The sequence below is a fragment of the Mesorhizobium sp. A556 genome (assembly GCF_054489545.1).
Genome location: NZ_JBTMXA010000006.1, coordinates 211,677 through 226,512, shown reverse-complemented (window position 1 = coordinate 226,512; position 14,836 = coordinate 211,677). Strand labels below are relative to the sequence as shown.

The following is a 14,836-nucleotide window of genomic DNA, read 5'->3' as shown; positions in this document are numbered from 1 at the left end:
CCCAGCGTCTTCCGGCCGGTTCATCGACCGGCCGGGTGACGAGCCCAAATCTAACGATTGAAGGCGATAAACATGACCGACGTGACGAACGCAGCCCAGCCGGGCGGCCCGATCCTCAGTCTCAGGGGTATTTCAAAGAACTTTGGCGCGGTTTCCGCGCTCACCGACATCGACCTCGACGTTCACGCTGGCGAAGTCGTGGCGCTGGTCGGCGACAACGGTGCCGGAAAGTCCACCCTCATCAAGATTCTCGCCGGTGTTCACCAGCCCACGTCCGGCTCCGTCGAATTCATGGGACGCCAGGTCTCGCTCGACAGTCCCGCAACGGCGCTGAAGCTCGGCATTGCGACAGTGTTTCAGGATCTGGCGCTTTGTGAAAACCTGGACGTCGTGGCCAATTTGTTTCTCGGCCACGAGTTGAACCCGCTTCGGCTCGATGAAGTGCAGATGGAAGTCCGCGCCTGGACCCTGCTCAGGGAACTTGCCGCGCGCATTCCTTCCGTGCGCGAGCCGGTGGCGTCGCTGTCGGGCGGGCAGCGCCAGACCGTCGCTATCGCGCGCTCGCTGCTCATGGACCCGAAGATCATCATGCTGGATGAGCCAACCGCGGCGCTTGGCGTTGCGCAGACGGCGGAGGTGCTCAACCTCATCGAACGGGTGCGCGAGCGCGGTCTCGGCGTCATCGTCATCAGCCACAACATGGAAGATGTGCGCGCCGTCGCCGACCGGATCGTCGTCTTGCGCCTCGGGCGCAACAACGGCGTCTTTACGCCGGAAACGAGCAATCAGGATCTTGTCGCGTCGATTACCGGCGCGACCGAAAACGCCGTTTCGCGCCGAACCGAGCGCAAAGCGACCGGTTTTGGGGCCACGGAAATCGGGGGAGCATCCACATGAAGCCGGAAAGCACAACCGCGCTCGACCGCTCTGACGAGCGGCTGCGCGACGACAACAGCATCGCCGGCGCGCTCCGCTCCTTTCTGGACCGGGTGCGCTCGGGAGACCTCGGCATGCTGCCGGTCGCGGCCGGCCTCATCTTGATCTCCGTCGTCTTTTCGATCCTGAACCCGTTGTTCCTGGCCCCGAACAATCTGGTGAACCTGCTTTTCGATTGCGCGACGGTGGGCGTTATTTCGCTCGGCATCGTGTGCGTGCTGATGCTCGGCGAAATCGACCTTTCGGTCGGCTCCATGAGCGGCCTGGCCTCCGCGCTGGTCGGCGTCGTGTGGGTCAATCTCGGCCTGCCGCTACCTCTGGCAATCATGCTGGCGCTTGGCGTGGGCGCGCTCATCGGCGTGCTCTATGCGAGCCTGCTCAACTGGATCGGAATGCCAAGCTTCATCTCGACCCTGGCGGGCCTGCTCGCTCTCGTCGGGCTGCAACTCTATCTGCTCGGCCCAAGCGGCTCGATCAATCTTCCCTACGCCTCATGGATGGTGAAGTTCGGGCAGCTTCTGATCATGCCTGCCTGGTTCTCCCATCTGGCGGCTCTCGTGCCGGGGTTGGTCCTGCTGGTGGCGGGCCTGAACGTCGCAGGCCGCCGCAAGGCGGTAGGGCTGACGGCTCAACCCCTGGCCCTGCTGCTTATCAAGGCGGGAGCGCTGACCGGCGCGCTTGAGCTTGCCGTGTGGTATCTCAATCGGGGCCGCGGCGTGCCGTGGATGTTCGGCCTTTTTGTCCTGCTGGTCGTGGTGCTGAATTATGCCCTGACCCGCACCAAATGGGGGCGCTCGATGTTCGCCGTCGGCGGCAACCGCGAGGCGGCCCGCCGTTCGGGCATCAACGTCAAGCGCATCTATCTCTCCGCTTTCGCCTTGTGCTCCACCCTGGCCGCCCTGGGCGGGATGCTGTCGGCGGCGCGCCTGGCGTCGTCGAGCCAGCAGGCCGGCACCGGTGACGTCAATTTGAACGCGATCGCGGCGGCCGTCATCGGCGGCACCAGCCTGTTTGGCGGACGCGGCAGCGCCTATTCGGCGTTGCTGGGGATCATTGTCATCCAGGCCATTTCCAACGGGCTGACGCTTCTCAATCTTTCGTCGAGCCTTCGCTACATGATCACCGGGGGCGTTCTGGCGATAGCGGTGATCGTCGACTCCCTGGCCCGCCGGTCGCGTGCGACGCATGGCCGAGGCTGACCGAGAAATGACGGAGAATAAAATGAACGAATCGATGAAGGGCAAGGTCGTCGCCATCACCGGAGCCGCTTCCGGCATCGGCCTGGCCTGTGCCCGGACCCTGGTTTGCGCCGGCGCGAAAGTCGTGATGATCGACCGCGCCGAAGACCGTCTGCGGTCCCTTTGCAAGGAGATCGGACCCGACGCGCTGCCGCTGGTGGTGGACCTTCTCGACGGTCCGCAGGTTTCGGGCATTCTGCCGCGCATTCTCGAAGCGGCCGGTCGCCTCGATGTCTTCTACGCCAATGCCGGCGCCTATATCGGCGGAGCCGTCGCGGAAGGCGACCCCGACGCCTGGGACAGGATGTTGAACCTGAACATCAATGCCGCCTTCCGTTCCGTTCATGCGGTGCTGCCGCACATGATCGCGCAGCGCTCCGGCGACATTCTTTTCACGTCGTCGGTGGCCGGCGTCATTCCCGTCGTCTGGGAGCCGATCTACACGGCTTCCAAACATGCGGTTCAGGCCTTCGTGCATGCGACCCGTCGCCAGGTCGCGCCGCATGGGGTGCGGGTGGGCGCGGTTCTTCCCGGCCCGGTGGTGACGGCCCTGCTAGACGATTGGCCCAAGGCCAAGATGGAAGAAGCGCTTGCGAACGGAAGCCTGATGCAGCCGCAGGAGGTCGCCGAGGCAGTATTGTTCATGCTTACGCGCCAGCGCAACGTGACCATCCGCGATCTGGTGATCCTTCCGAGCAGTCTCGACCTGTGACCAAGCAAGGCTGGTGGAAATGACATCGCCGGACGATCGCCTCATCCTTGGTGTGGATGTCGGAACGGGGAGCGCGCGCGCGGGTCTCTTCGATCTCGCCGGCAACATGCTGGCGTCAGCCAAGGCCGACATCACAACCTGGCGCGAACCCGCGCCGATGGTGGAGCAATCCTCGACGCAGATATGGTCGGCGGTTTGCGGCACCGTACGCGAGGTCATAGCCAAGGCCGCTGTCGAGCCTGCCCGGATCGCCGGCATAGGCTTCGACGCGACCTGCTCGCTGGTCGTGCTGGGGCAGGGGGGAGCGCCGCTGCCTGTCGGCCCCTCCGAGGTTCCGGCGCGCGACATCGTCGTGTGGATGGATCACCGCGCCACCGATCAGGCAAGCCGCATCAATGCCTTGAACCACGATGTTCTCAAATATGTCGGCGGCCGCATCTCCCCCGAGATGCAGACGCCGAAATTGCTGTGGCTGAAGGAGAACCGGCCGGAAATCTTTGCCGGAGCGTGGCAATTCTTCGACCTAGCCGACTTTCTCACCTGGAAAGCCACCGGCGACCTGGCGCGTTCGACCTGCACGGTCACCTGCAAATGGACTTATCTGGCGCATGAACGCCGCTGGGACCCGAGCTATTTCGAGCAGATCGGGCTGGGCGAGCTGGCTGCCGAAAATTTCCGCCGCATCGGCGACAGGGCGGTCGAACCGGGCACGGCGCTCGGAACGGGGCTTACGGCTTTAGCCGCCGCCGAACTGGGTCTCGCCGAGGGCACCCCGGTTTCGGCCGGGATGATCGACGCGCATGCCGGCGGCATCGGCACCGTGGGGGTGGAGGACAACCCGGCCACCCACATGGCCTATGTCTTCGGCACGTCCTCCTGCACGATGACCTCCACCGAAGCCCCGGTCTTCGTCCCCGGCGTATGGGGTCCGTATTTTTCTGCCATGGTCCCCGGCATGTGGCTCAACGAGGGCGGGCAGTCCGCAGCCGGCGCGGCGATCGACCAGTTGATCGCGAGCCATCCGGCCAGCCACGAGGCCCACGAACAGGCCGACCGGCGCGGCATCTCGGTTCCCGACCTGCTGACAGAACTTTTGACCAGCCGACATTCCGTCTCCGAGACCATCCGCGAAATCGCCGGCCTGCACGTCGTGCCGGAATTCCTCGGCAATCGCGCCCCTTATGCCGACCCGGACGCGCGCGCGGTGATCGTCGGGCTCGACATGGCAAGGGACCTGGAAAGCCTGGCGAAGCTTTATCTCGCCGGCGTCAGCGGTATCGGATACGGGCTGCGCCAGATCATCGAGGCGCAGGCGAAAGCCGGCGCGCCGATCGAAAAAATCGTCATCTCCGGCGGCGCGGGCCAATCCCCGCTGATCCGGCAAATGCTGGCGGATTCGACGGGGTTCCCCGTTCTGGCGACAAGCGCGAGCGAACCCGTCCTGCTGGGCGCTGCGACGCTGGGCGCGGTGGCCGCAAACCTGTTTGCCGACATTGGCGGCGCGATGGCCGCCTTGAGCCATGCGGGCGAGGCCTGCCTGCCCGCCGGTGGCGAAATCGCAGCCATCCACGGCAAGCGCTACGATGCCTTTCAAGGGCTGCAGTCGCTGGCGCGCGATATACGCTGACTTCAACGCTCCCATGGAGAAGCACAGAATGAAAAACCGTCTCGGCTTGCATGCCAATGTCTGGGTCGCCGGCTGGAGCGAGGATGAAGCAAGCCGCGCCATCGACAAGACAGCGGAATTCGGCTTCGACCTGATCGAAATCTCGGCGATGGACCTTCTGACCATCAACGTCGACCACACCCTAAAGAAGCTGGAGCAGGCCGGTATAGGCGTGACGATGTCGCTGGGCCTGGATGCCCAGAAGGATATTTCCTCGACCGATGCCGCGCGGGTCAAGGCCGGCGAACAGCATCTGACCGATGTCGTCGCCATCGCCCGAGACCTCGGCGCCACGCATGTCAGCGGCATCCTCTATTCGGCGTTCCAGAAATACGCGGAACCGGCAACCGCAAAGGGGGTTGCCTCCTCGATCGAGGTGATGGCGCGCGTGGCCGAGAAGGCCGCCGCCAGCGGCATCACGTTGGGGATGGAAGTGGTCAACCGCTACGAAAGCAATATCCTCAACACCGCAGCCCAGGGGGTGGAATACTGTCGCCGCGTCGGCGCCGCGAACGTCAAGGTTCACCTCGACGTCTATCACATGCATATCGAGGAAGCCGATGCTGTCGCGGCGATCCATGCGACCGGTGACTATCTGGGCTACTTCCATACCGGTGAAAGCCATCGCGGCTATATGGGAACAGGGTCGATCGACCTGAAATCCATTTTCCGGGCGCTTGCGCGTGTCGGCTATGAAGGCCCTATCACCTATGAATCGTTCTCGTCGCGGGTCGTGGGCCAACCCCTTACCGGGATACTGGGTATCTGGCGCGAGACATGGGAGGATGGCGATGACCTCGTCCGGCACGCCAAGATGTACACGCAGGCGCAGATGATCGCCGCCGCGAATGCGGTATCGCGGGTCGCGTCTCTGCCGGGATGAAGCAGGTCGTGTCTGGACTTGTCACGCTTTAGGGGAGGGGCAATCATTGCACTGTTTTTAGTTACGGCTCCACCAAGGCGGCAATACCGGGACGGATTTCGCTCCGCCCATCGTTTCTTCGGCATCCTGCATGTCCGCCAGGCGACCGTTGCGACCAAATAAAAAGGAAAACGTTATGTGCGGTCTGGTCTGTTTGTGGAATGTGGGAGACGAGGACATGGCCGCGGGCATGATCGCCAAGATCGCTCATCGCGGCCCCGATGCGACGCAAGTCACCAGTCTTGAAGGTGCGCCGGTCATCATGGCCCATTGTCGGCTATCCATAATCGGACCCCAGGACGGTGCGCAGCCGATCCTTCAGGGCACGGACATGCTGATCGCCAATGGCGAGATCTACAATCATGCCGACCTTCGCGCCGTCCTTGGGGAGGATCTTTTCCAGACTGCCAGTGACAGTGAAACCATCCTGCATCTGTTCCGTACCAAGAACTCCCGCTGGATTGACCGGCTGGATGGGATGTTCGCCTTCGTGCTGGCCACACCCGATCGCATTGTCGCCGCCCGCGATCCTCTCGGTATTAAGCCACTCTACATGGCGCACATTGGCGAGGGGCTCGCATTCGCCTCTGAGCTGAAGGCCTTCGATGGACTGGGCCTGAGTGCGATCGAGGCGGTTCCGCCCGGTACGCTTTATGACAGCCGCGACGGTTGGCGCCAGTGGTATCGCTTGCCGCAAGGCGCGGCACAGGCAGAACCCGGCCTCGATGTCGACGCCACTGCGCGTGAACTGCGTCTGGTGATCGAGGCTGCGGTCGCCAAATGGATGGTTGCCGACGTCGAAGTAGGCTCGTTCCTGTCGGGCGGCCTTGACAGTTCGATCATGGCGGCGCTTGCACAGCGCCAGCTTCAACAGACCGGTAAGGCGCCACTGAAGACTTTCGCCGTTGGTACTGCCGGCTCCCCCGATCTGATCGCAGCCAAAGCGGTCGCCGCTCATATCGGTTCGGACCATAGCGAGTATATTTTTACCGCCGATGATGTGGTGAAAAACCTGCCCCACGTCATTTACCATCTCGAAAGCGCAGATATCGACCTGGTGCGCAGCGCCATTCCAACCTTGTTCGCAGCCAGACTTGCACGACGCCAGGTCAAGGCCGTGCTGACAGGGGAGGGCGCCGATGAGCTTTTCGCGGGCTATACCTATCAACACGCCTATGTCGATGATCCTCGGGCACTAGCCGACGAACTGACGCGCAGTCTTGGAGCTATGCACAACATCAACCTGCAACGTGTCGATCGGATTTCGATGGCGGAATCGCTGGAAGCGCGAACGCCATTCCTGGACCGGAACCTTATCGATTTCGCGCAATCGATCCCGGCAGCGCTGAAGTTGCGCCGAACCGATCCCGATATGACCGAATCTACCGGACCTACCACCGAGAAATGGTTGCTTCGAAAAGCCTGTGCGGACCTGCTGCCCGAGAGCCTGGTTTGGCGCAAAAAGGCGCAATTCGATGAAGGCTCGGGGACCGTGGCGGCATTGCAGGAGGCGTTGCAAATACTCATCGGCAAGACCGGTGAAATAGATCGTGGGCAGGAAGGGGCGCTTTACGAGAAGATCCTGCGAGAGCGATTCATCGATTCCGACCTCATTCTCGCCAACGCCGGACGCTGGGTCGCTGATCGCGTGGCAGCGTAGCAATTTAAGGTTAACCCACAGTTCAGGCAACATTCACCCTATGCCCCGGAACCTCTCGTTTCGGGGCATAGGCAGTCGGACCCCTGTCTGTCTGGTTGTTACTCACCATAGATGAGAAGCATGTATTGCGCATTCGAAACCAGGCCGAAGCAAAGTCTCTGATCCGATCACGTCATTTTGGACACGCTAGGCTCCCAGTATTTTCAGCCGGTCGACCGTGGCGAGCTTTCCAACTTCTTCGGCAAGGAGGTTTCGCGCGACCTGATCGACACGCTGCGTGACCTGCCCGACTTCGAGGCGCTCGAAGATGCCGGATTGTTGTCGAAAGAAACCTTGCTCAAGGGCGATGTCCCGGACGGGTTGATGGGTGGGAGGCAGATGACGAAGATGAACACCCTGATGTCGATGTCGTCCTCGACGAAGCCGCCAATACGCGCCATTACAATCTCCGCTGCCCTAGGCGGCGCAGACCCGCTCGGGACCAGTCATCCCGCCCGTCGAGCGCGTCAAGCCGCTTTCGTCCGCGCAGTGGGAAGCGGTGGTTGACGAGTGGGCAACAAGTTTGCCCGGTTCTGGGCTCGTTGAACGCGCCGGCGGGGCCCACGACAAGCACAACAGCAAGATTCGATGTGCAAGGGCAAGATGCTGGAAAACGCGGGTCTGGGAATATGATTACAGTCTGGTGTCGCGGCATCATACCTGTGCGCCCAGCTAACGAGCAGGCATCTGTCTTATTCGAGCTGCGACTTGGAAGAGAGGCCTCAGATGTTAGAAGCACCCAACAATGATCGCCGCCTGTTTAACGACGCCGCAGTTTCCCGCGCCATCGACGAACAATGCACCGTAGCTGATTTTGCCCCGGGCCGAGCGGACCGGACCTCCTCGAAATCGTCGGCGCGCGCGCGCGACCTGATGTCATTTGGTCCATTTCGCTTGAGTGCAACGGAGCGACTCCTGACGCGGGATGGCGCCCGGATTGATCTGGGTGCAAGGGCACTAGACATACTGATCTGTCTGTTGTCTCGTCCTAACGACGTCTTCAGCAAGCAAGAACTCCTTGCTCGGGTATGGCCAGATGTTATCGTGGAAGAAGGAAGTTTGCGCTTCCAAATAGCCCGTTTGCGTAAGACGCTCGGTGATGGGGTGGACGGCGCGAGGTACATCGCGACGCTCACCGGGCGCGGTTATTGTTTCGTGGCCGCGATTTCTCCCGCACGGCGCAGGGCGAGCACAGACGACCAATCCTCGATAGCTTCAGAAGATGATTTGGGCACTCGTCTCACGCGGATGATCGAGAGCATGACTGAAACCGCTGCTATCGCCGCTAAGCCGATCGGGTCATGCACGGTCACGATCTTTCAATTCAGCGAAGATAGCAAAACGGCGGTGATCGTGGCCGTTGCTAATGCGATGGCGGGAGCGAAAGCGGAACCGCAACCCACCTGTCCGCGCCTCCGACCGAACAGACTGTCGCCGGGTCGCAACTTCCCCTTAGCCGCTGTCGTAGAAGACCGAACCAAGGATGCCGAACGCTCGTCGACAAACTAACCGGCGGCTAACTGGAGGCCCACGTCTCGCTCCCATGTCTGCAGGCCGGTAAGCAACTTATTCGGCCCGATCATTCGGGACATCAAGTTTTGGGTCGCTGCCCAACAACGCGCGGCGCACGCGGCTGGGGGTGTCCTGAACATGTCTCGCGAACGTCGACGTAAGATGCTGCTGGGATGAGAACCCGCATATCAGCGCGATCTGTGAAATCGTCAGGTCGTCTCCCGCAAGGAGTTCCTGTGCCTTGTCGATCCGGCGGCGGATGAGGAATTGGTATGGCGAGCATCCAACGGCGGTCTTGAAGCCTCGAGAGAAGTGAAACGCGGAAAGTCCTGCTGCAGCTGCGATTTCGGCGAGCCCGATGTCTTCTCCTAGATGCGCCTCAATAAAGTCGACGGTGCGTCGCAGCCTGTAAGGCGCAATAACGTGGTCCGTATTTGGTAGCGCGTTGTACGTGGACGAGTAGGCACGAAGTAACCTGACCCCCACGGCGAGCGCGAAACTATCCATCATAGCGTTGATGCCGAGTTGAGTTTGCCGCAACTCCTCGGCGAAACGATGGCCCATGCTCGCAAGCACCCTGTCCGGCGCCAATAAGTTCGGCACAAGCTCTACTGCTCGGCCTTCTATGGTATCACTGCCCAACAGTTGCTCCAGACGGTTGGGGGAAAGATGTAGATGAAGGCAATCCACATCGCCGCTACATGAGTACCAGCGGCTATCGGATTCCGCTGGAACCACTGAGACGTATCCATGTCGCGGACTTAAAGGTCGCGTTGGCCCACCTCCCACCGCCGCACCGAAGCTTTTTGGGCTGTTGAGATAGATGATTACGACGTGATCCAACAACGGAGGAACGTCGAACTCGATGGGCTTGCGTTGAGGAGGCTGGCGCAAAGCCCCGAATCCTTCGTGATCGGAATAGACGTCGGGCAGCGACAGGGGTGTCGAAACGTGCGCACGGTCGTAAGACCTGAGTCCAACGTTGGTTTGGAAAAGTTCCTTGCCCATATTCATATTAGCCTACGCGTTGATTTAGCCGTTTCGACCGTGAGTTGTCTGCAAGGTAGCATAGCGATCGACGCTGGCGCGAAATACCTGAGTGACCGAGCGTCCGCTTGGTGGCGGGCGCAACGGTTGGTGCATAGGCGCAAGGTTTAGCGAGCGGAGTTCGCCCGAGCAGACGCGCCCGCACGGACTAGGTCTTGCTGGGTCGAAACCGCGGGAGGGGTAGACCCAACGATGGTTTCTATCTTCCATCGACCTAGAAAAAGTTCAGCTGGCGTGATCAAGACCCACTGACGATTTGTTCCCGGTCAGCGGATCAGGCTGCCAAATCCGCGAACAGAGGCACGCGTCGCGGAAAACACGAGAACGGCGAAGATTAGCACGCCCAGGCATACAAGGGCGGCGCCGACGCCAACAAGTGGCTCTAGGCCCGGCACGCCCAACCCCTCCAGGAAGAGGCCCGGCATGAACAGCAAGAGACCGGCATTGTAGATGAGGTAGTGGGCTGCCGGCCAACGCCCGGCCGAGCTGGCGGCACCAAGATCATAAAATATGCCAAACAGGGCGCTCGATACCCAACCTAGAAGATTGATGTGAGTGTGCGCGGCAATCAAAGCGTAGTTGCGAGAGATGCCCATGTACATCCCCATCGAGATGCCGATGGCGAACCAGACCACCGCAGTCCGGAAAAAAACTTTAGAAATTTTCAGCATTACCGCCCCTGTTGTTGTCTTTTGGAGTAAAGTTTCAGGTGTGCCTGTTAATTATACTTCATACTTCGATGAACTAAATCTGGCTGATTTAAGCTGCCCTGTCCGACAGGGGTATCTCGGCACCCCGCCTCGCGTATGTTATGCGTTGTGAAATCGTGCGAGCCTTCCATAACGCCGAGCCAGCGCGCTCAGCCTGAGGCCCGTTAGCAGTATCGATCGATCATGTGCTGTGCCGAGTGCAGATAGACGTCGACGGGGTACTCGACGATCTTCTGGTGCAAGCGGTCTCCTCACTGTGCGGCCTCTTCGATCAGATCAGCGACGACCTGTGGCTGTGAGACCATCACAACATGGGACGCCCCCTTTACGACAACGGTGCGCTTGGAGCCTGCCCGCTCGGCCATGAAGCCCAAAGCCTTCGCGGGAATGTTCTTGTCACTATCGCCATAGACGAACCATGAGGGTATTGCCTTCCAGGCAGGCTCACCTGATTTCTCCGCCAACGCGGCCTCGGTGATCGGGCGTTGACCCGCCGCCATCAGCGTTGCCTGGTCCGATGGTACGTCATGAGCGAATTGCTGATGGAATTTCGGTTGATCGATGGAGAGATCCACGCCTCCATCGGCAAGTTTGACGGGAGCCGCAAGCGCCTCGCCCAGCGTGCCGCCGGGAAATTTCCCAGCTAGATCTGCGACAGCCTCTCCTTTGTCCGGTGCAAAGGCCGCCACGTAGACCAAGGATTTCACGTTGCCGTGACCATTGGCGGCCGTTGTGATGACCTGCCCTCCATAGGAATGGCCGACCAGAACGACGGGCCCCTCGACGCTGCCGACCACAGTGGAGACATAAGACGCATCGCTTGTGACGCCACGTAAGGGGTTTGCGGCAGCGACGACATGGTAGCCATCCTGCTGGAGGATTTTGATGACGCCATTCCAGCTGGAGGAGTCGGCAAAGGCACCATGGACGAGAACGACAGTGGGTTTCGCTGGCTGAGCAGCAGCAGTGCCCGAAAGAAGAGCACCGACAATGGCGACGGTAGTAGCAGGCTTTGACATGGTCATTTCCTTTTCTGAGTTACGATATTGCTTGATTTGAGGGTGACGATCAGGCCTGGCTGAAGGCCAGAACGTCGGCATTGATTTCTGCCAGGCCTGAGATGCGCCTTCGTAAATCTTCAGCGGCACGTAATATTGTGACGATACGGCCTATGTATTGGCTGTACTTTTACGTGATTGTCGATTTTGCAGGCGATTGCCGTTTTATATGCCGGCGTCATTTCCTCGCGGTCCAGATCAACGCAACTGCGGAATAGGGCTTCTGCCGCTTCACAAATCTTTGCAACGAATAACCAGCCAGGAACGCCGCGCTGCTGCATGTTTGGGTGCAAACATCACACGGTTGAAGCAAAATGGCCCTTATAAATCTTCCCCACCCAATCGCTGCATTCGTGAATGCTGCCAATGCCTGCAATCTGGACGGCCTGGTTGCTACCTTCGCCGCCGCCGCCCTCGTCAACGACCAACTCAACGAGCATTGGGGGCAGGCCGCCATTAGGGAATGGGCCGAGAGCGAAATGATCGCCTACAAGCTGACCATCTTCGTCGTCCGCGTCGTCGAACATTATGGGCACTCCATCGTGACCGCCAATGTTGATGGCGATTACGACAAGCGCGGCCTGCCCGAACCTCTGGTCCTGACCTTCTATTTTTCCGCTGTGGCTGGGAAAATTGTCCAACTCTTCGTGCTGCGCAACCTGTCGGACATGTAGCGGCGGCGTGAAAGCCGCGGATCGGTTTACGTCGACCAGCGGCACAAGTCCGCCTCGGTCCGAAGTGCGCAAGCGCATTGGGAGACGGGCGAGCGATCCGGCTTTTGCGCCGTGATCGCCCGCCGGATGCATCAGAGGTTGTAAAGGCTTCTTGCGAAGGCGCCGATTCCCTTTGCCTCGAGGAGGCTGATCGGGGCTCGGAACGTGACCCGCACGACGCCGGGGTGTCGGCCGATCTCGATGGCCCCGGCAATCGTTGCCCGGTTTTTCACCTCGGGAACGCTGAGGCCAAGTACATCGGCTGCCCGTTGCAGGCCGTTTTCCGTCGCCTCGTTGAGATTGGCTCCCGTGCCGATGAAGGTCACCGGCGCGTCCTCTTCGATCTCGGCGACGCCATGGCTCTGCGCCAGTGTCTGCGCCCTGCGCCGTTCTTCGTCGCTGAGCGGACGGGCCAGATGCGGCACGTCGTCGACAACCGGGAACAGGATCGGCCCATCGATATTCAGGCCCTTGATGACGCTGACTTCCAGCGTGACGGTTCCGGCCACATCACAGGTATGCCCCGCTATCTCGCCGTCCCCCTGCAGGGCGTGCAAGTCGCCCATATAGATGCCTCCGCCCGGAACCTTGACCGGGCAGATCAGGATGGCACCCTCCCGGACCGTATTTACGTCGAGGTGGCCGTCGGTCTTGTGCAGCGCCAATTCGTCCGGCGTCAGGGAATAGATATGCGGCGCGGCAAGCAGAAACGCGCCGAAATCGCCGGCATTGTGCGAATCCGGCATCGCCTTGGAAGGCGTGGTGCCGAGTTGCCCGAGAAAAGGCCGCAACCGTGTCACGACGCCGACAAGGTCGGCCGGCGCGAATGTCAGGATGGGGTGCTGGATCGAGGCATCCGGCAAGGCCATCAGGCGCTCGGCATCCTGCGCCATGGCTTCCGCCTGCGACTTGCCGACGGTGAGGCCGACCTGCCGGCCTTCGTCGAAGACGATGGTGTAGCCGTTGGCGAAGGTGAAGGGCGTGGCGTCCGCGCCGCACTTTTCGCAGCGGATGGCGGTTTGCCCGATGCCCTCGACGCGTGTCCTCGGCCATTCGGTGCCGCAGCCGGGGCAGACGGCCGCACAGAACGGGTCTCCATTGAAGCGCCCTTCCATGACGGTGTCGTTGCCCGATGCGGTCGCCGCCGAAGTCACGACGAGGGATCGGATGCGGATGGCGATGGCGTCGCCGACCTCCGCCCCTTCGACGGCTACCGGACGCGTGACCTCATGGCCGCCACGGATCTCCGGGGTGATCATCGGTCCCCAGCAGCCGGGCGATGTATTGGCAATAATAATGCCGCCATCCGCGACCGGTCCGAGCATCGGCGCTTCCGGATCAAGAATACCGTTGGTCAATTCATTGACAAAAACCGTCCGCGACGCCCGCCTCGACTGGGTTTTGATCTGGATCGTCATCTGTTTCTCCTTTCGGCGGCATGCGCCTCGACCTGATCGTCAACGCCACATTCTAACGCGGCGCAGAGATCAACGACATCTGGATCGCAGAGTGGGAACAATTCGCGTGAAAATCAAATCCCGCGTCCCAAAGCCGGATCCTCCGGCCTATACGCTTGGTGGCAAGGCGATAATTTTACGCAATTGCGGAATTTGCAGAGAATTGTCGTTTCGACCGATTACGGGGCCAGGCGCGGTACCGAAAACGCACCGCTCGCAGCCGCTAACAACGTTTCACACTGCATAACGAGCGCTTCTGCGCAGCGTCTGTTTGGATACATCCCGGCAAGTGATTTTGGAGTGCAACTTATTGCACGCTTAGGGGATGCATACGATGGATTCGCAGGCTTATCAGTATCGGAACACCGATTTTTCAGCGCTGCAGTTTCCAGACACCAGTCTGGATGATGCGGCCCCCACCATGAACCTGCCCGATACGCAAGGCGGGCCGGCATTGGGCGGCAAGAGAGAGAGTCGGGCTTTTTTCTCTGCGAAAGCGCCAGCGGGATCAAGCGAAGGAAGTCGCTTGGGTAAAGGTCGCCGCGCAGGGCCTCTGTCCCAAGAATCTGCCGCCAGGGCAACGACGCTGCTCGAGGATGTCTACCGGTCGATCCCCCATCACCCTGAAGTGGCGCGAGCAGCCGCAGTCCGCTTGGTCGATCTTCTGACCATGGAGGTAGCCGGATCGGCGAGGATGCAGGGCGGATTGGCTCCGTGGCAAAAGCGCAAGGTCGAGCACTATCTGAAGGAGCATTTGGACAGCCCCCTGCGCCTCGAGACACTGGCCGAGCAGGTTTCACTGAGCGTCAGTCACTTTTGCCGGGCTTTCAAGGAAAGTTTCGGAACAACGCCGCACATGCTGATCATTCGCATGAGGCTGGAACTCGCCCGACGGCTGATGTTGGCCACGCAGGACCCGTTAAGCCAGATCGCGCTGGCCTGCGGTTTGGCGGACCAGGCCCACCTTTCGAAACTGTTTCGCGGTCAAATGGGTGACAGTCCGAGCGCTTGGCGGCGGCGAACCCTGGCGGAAGTCAAAGCGGGGACCAGCAGGCGAGCACCGCCTTCAGAGACGCCTTGGCTAGAGCTATAGGAAGTTTTGCGCCAGCGTGGCGACCAACCGGGCGGCGGCTTTCAGATCGGTTGTGTATGCCTGTCAGTAAAGC

13 protein-coding genes and 1 pseudogene are annotated in these 14,836 nt (G+C 60.8%); 10 read left to right on the top strand and 4 right to left on the bottom strand.

The window, feature by feature from the left end; translation table 11 throughout:
- Nucleotides 1–72: 72 nt before the first annotated feature.
- From ACX3P0_RS14815 to ACX3P0_RS14780, 8 genes and pseudogenes are all read left to right on the top strand, one after another.
- A complete protein-coding gene (locus ACX3P0_RS14815) occupies nt 73–897 on the top strand; it encodes an ATP-binding cassette domain-containing protein (RefSeq protein ID WP_459082246.1) in 825 nt (274 codons plus the stop codon).
- Nucleotides 894–2,135 (top strand): sugar ABC transporter permease, encoded by a 1,242-nt coding sequence (locus ACX3P0_RS14810; protein ID WP_459089592.1) that lies wholly within the window; start codon nt 894–896, stop codon nt 2,133–2,135. The genes ACX3P0_RS14815 and ACX3P0_RS14810 overlap by 4 nt, the downstream gene beginning before the upstream one ends.
- Nucleotides 2,136–2,157: 22 nt before the next feature.
- Complete coding sequence (locus ACX3P0_RS14805; RefSeq protein ID WP_459089590.1) at nt 2,158–2,886, top strand: SDR family oxidoreductase; 729 nt, start codon at nt 2,158–2,160, stop codon at nt 2,884–2,886.
- Between the two features lie 19 nt (nt 2,887–2,905).
- A complete protein-coding gene (locus ACX3P0_RS14800) occupies nt 2,906–4,513 on the top strand; it encodes an FGGY-family carbohydrate kinase (protein ID WP_459089588.1) in 1,608 nt (535 codons plus the stop codon).
- A 28-nt stretch (nt 4,514–4,541) separates the two neighbouring features.
- Complete coding sequence (locus ACX3P0_RS14795; protein WP_459089586.1) at nt 4,542–5,435, top strand: sugar phosphate isomerase/epimerase family protein; 894 nt, start codon at nt 4,542–4,544, stop codon at nt 5,433–5,435.
- Nucleotides 5,436–5,652: 217 nt separating this feature from the next.
- Nucleotides 5,653–7,134, top strand: coding sequence for an asparagine synthase (glutamine-hydrolyzing) (asnB, locus tag ACX3P0_RS14790; RefSeq protein ID WP_459089584.1), 1,482 nt, complete (start codon nt 5,653–5,655; stop codon nt 7,132–7,134).
- Nucleotides 7,135–7,332: 198 nt separating this feature from the next.
- Nucleotides 7,333–7,506: pseudogene (locus tag ACX3P0_RS14785) on the top strand (SMC-Scp complex subunit ScpB); the annotation flags it as partial.
- A 393-nt stretch (nt 7,507–7,899) separates the two neighbouring features.
- Nucleotides 7,900–8,682: a winged helix-turn-helix domain-containing protein gene (locus tag ACX3P0_RS14780; protein ID WP_459089582.1), complete on the top strand. Its 783-nt coding sequence runs from the start codon at nt 7,900–7,902 to the stop codon at nt 8,680–8,682.
- Between the two features lie 57 nt (nt 8,683–8,739).
- Here ACX3P0_RS14780 and ACX3P0_RS14775 read toward each other — a convergent pair whose 3' ends face one another.
- The 3 genes from ACX3P0_RS14775 to ACX3P0_RS14765 all read right to left on the bottom strand — a co-directional run bounded on the left by ACX3P0_RS14775 (nt 8,740) and on the right by ACX3P0_RS14765 (nt 11,461).
- Nucleotides 8,740–9,693 (bottom strand): helix-turn-helix domain-containing protein, encoded by a 954-nt coding sequence (locus tag ACX3P0_RS14775; protein ID WP_459089580.1) that lies wholly within the window; start codon nt 9,691–9,693, stop codon nt 8,740–8,742.
- Nucleotides 9,694–9,998: 305 nt separating this feature from the next.
- The gene (locus ACX3P0_RS14770) at nt 9,999–10,403 is read right to left on the bottom strand and encodes a hypothetical protein (protein WP_459089578.1); all 405 of its coding nucleotides are present in this window, start codon (nt 10,401–10,403) and stop codon (nt 9,999–10,001) included.
- A 290-nt stretch (nt 10,404–10,693) separates the two neighbouring features.
- Nucleotides 10,694–11,461, bottom strand: coding sequence for an alpha/beta fold hydrolase (locus ACX3P0_RS14765; RefSeq protein WP_459089633.1), 768 nt, complete (start codon nt 11,459–11,461; stop codon nt 10,694–10,696).
- Nucleotides 11,462–11,814: 353 nt separating this feature from the next.
- Between ACX3P0_RS14765 and ACX3P0_RS14760 the strand changes: the two genes are divergently transcribed.
- Nucleotides 11,815–12,174 carry a nuclear transport factor 2 family protein gene (locus ACX3P0_RS14760; RefSeq protein ID WP_459089576.1) on the top strand — a complete coding sequence of 120 codons (360 nt, stop codon included), beginning with the start codon at nt 11,815–11,817 and terminating at the stop codon, nt 12,172–12,174.
- A 131-nt stretch (nt 12,175–12,305) separates the two neighbouring features.
- On the opposite strand, the gene ACX3P0_RS14755 is transcribed toward ACX3P0_RS14760, so the two are convergent.
- Nucleotides 12,306–13,631 carry an acetamidase/formamidase family protein gene (locus ACX3P0_RS14755; RefSeq protein ID WP_459089574.1) on the bottom strand — a complete coding sequence of 442 codons (1,326 nt, stop codon included), beginning with the start codon at nt 13,629–13,631 and terminating at the stop codon, nt 12,306–12,308.
- A 373-nt stretch (nt 13,632–14,004) separates the two neighbouring features.
- Here ACX3P0_RS14755 and ACX3P0_RS14750 point away from each other — a divergent pair, with 373 nt between their 5' ends.
- The gene (locus ACX3P0_RS14750; protein WP_459089572.1) at nt 14,005–14,763 is read left to right on the top strand and encodes a helix-turn-helix domain-containing protein; all 759 of its coding nucleotides are present in this window, start codon (nt 14,005–14,007) and stop codon (nt 14,761–14,763) included.
- The last annotated feature ends 73 nt before the right edge of the window (nt 14,764–14,836 follow it).